The sequence below is a fragment of the Aeromonas sp. QDB68 genome (assembly GCF_027707405.1).
In the GTDB taxonomy this organism is placed as follows: domain Bacteria; phylum Pseudomonadota; class Gammaproteobacteria; order Enterobacterales; family Aeromonadaceae; genus Aeromonas; species Aeromonas caviae.
On the sequence record NZ_JAPCIQ010000154.1, the window covers coordinates 1 to 1,759 of the forward strand.

General features: G+C 64.7%; 1 protein-coding gene. It reads left to right on the top strand.

Translation table 11 applies throughout. The features are described from left to right. Nucleotides 1-25: 25 nt before the first annotated feature. On the top strand, nucleotides 26-1,759 hold a 1,734-nt coding region (locus PG892_RS21360), incomplete at its 3' end, for a hypothetical protein (RefSeq protein WP_270825822.1).

The window sequence follows — 1,759 nt, forward strand, 5'->3', positions numbered from 1 at the left end:
AAATCAACAATATGGTGAGAAGGACATGAGAAAAACCGTACTGGTGCAGGCGATCGCCTGCGCACTCCTCAGCAGCGCCGCACAGGCTGCCGTCAAGGTGGAGGACAAGACGTTCAACACCGCGGCCAACATGCTGGCCTACACCGAATTCGAGCTCTCCGGCGAGCCGCTGGCCGAGGCCCTCGGTCTGGATCTGGATGTGCTGGACGCCAACCGCGCCGACGAGCCGACCCCGTTCGACTTCGCCGCCGGCATCGAATCCTATGAATACTCCGAAGAGGCAATGTACGCCCTCAACTACCAGTCCGGCATGGGCCCCCATCTGGTAAACGGGCCGCAAAACCAGGCCCGTGGCGGCACCCTGGCCGACCTGGGCAAACGGGTACTGGCCATGGCCGAGGCCGTCTGCTTCCCCGCCGATGAAATTCCCCAGGGCATGTATCCCCTCTCCCTGCCCTACGCCTCCGCCAACCCGGAGTTCGCCCAGGCCGTGAACGCCACCCCGGTCAACGGTGACCAGATCACCATCAAGACCGCCAAGGGCAACGAGAAGAGCGTCAAGACCCAGGTCCCCGCCTACTTCCGCGACTACGCCACCCTGCGCTGGAGCGGCAGTGACAACCTGCTGGTCCCGGCCGCCGTGGGCGGCATCCTGCTCAAGGAAGTGATGTGGTCCCAGGACTTCCTCGGCGGCATGCACGTAGCCGAGACCGATGAAGAGGTGGAAGCCGCGTCCGCCACCATGGATCAGGACAGCAAGCACAAGCTGGGAGTTTCTGCCGCCGACGGCTTCAACGGCATGATGCTGACCGAGCAGTCCATCGACAAGCTCGCCATCCTGCAAGGTCAGCTCGGCTTTGACGGCAAGACCCTGGGCGCCAAGATCACCCCGCAGTACGATCCGGCCAAGGGGGTTGTCTACTTCCCTCATCAGGTGAAAGTGACCGAGACCAGCAAGAACGACGCCGGTGCCATCGGCAAGCTGGAGGTCGTGGACGGCTCCGCCCAGTTGCGCGACGCCTGGATGCTGCTGTGGCCCCTCTCCGAGTTCTACGCCTTCAGCGATCAGCGCACGGCCAACACCAACCAGAACCCGGCCTTCCACGCCGTGTTTGACGGTGCCCCGTTCGCCGCCGCTCCGGCTGCCAACCAGACCAACGATCTGGGCAAGGCGGTGGCGGGCAGTGATGCCTTCTCCCTGGCCCTGAACCTCTCCAACCTCACCTTCAAGAACCTGCAGGCCCTGCACTTCGAGCCCAAGGCTGGCACCCTGGTCGACAGCTGGCAAGCTGGCAAACAGGCCGGGCACGTCACTACCTTCGACGCCGCCTACGCCCTGGTCGCCCTGCAGATCTTCCAGCGCGCCCAGGATGCGCTGCCGGTGGGTTACGCCGCCGGTGACAATGGCGAGCTGAACCTCAAGACCCCACAGGGTGAGCAGGCGATCGCACTGGTCCGCAAGCAGGCCGATTTCATCCTCGCCAACCTAAAGGGCAAGAACGGCCTGGTCCATGACGGTCTGACCCTGGGCGGCAAGCTTGACGCCGGTCAGTCCATCGACGCGCAGTTCGCCGCCATCCGTGGCCTGACTGCCGCCTTCCTGGCCACCTCGGATGCCAAGTACCGCACCGCGGCGCGCGAGCTCTTCATCGCCGCCGACAAGGCCTACTTCAATGCCAAGGCCGGAACCTGGCTCGCCGGCAAGCAGGGTGAATACACCCCCTGGACCCAGGCCGCCATCTCCGGCGCCCTGCGCTCT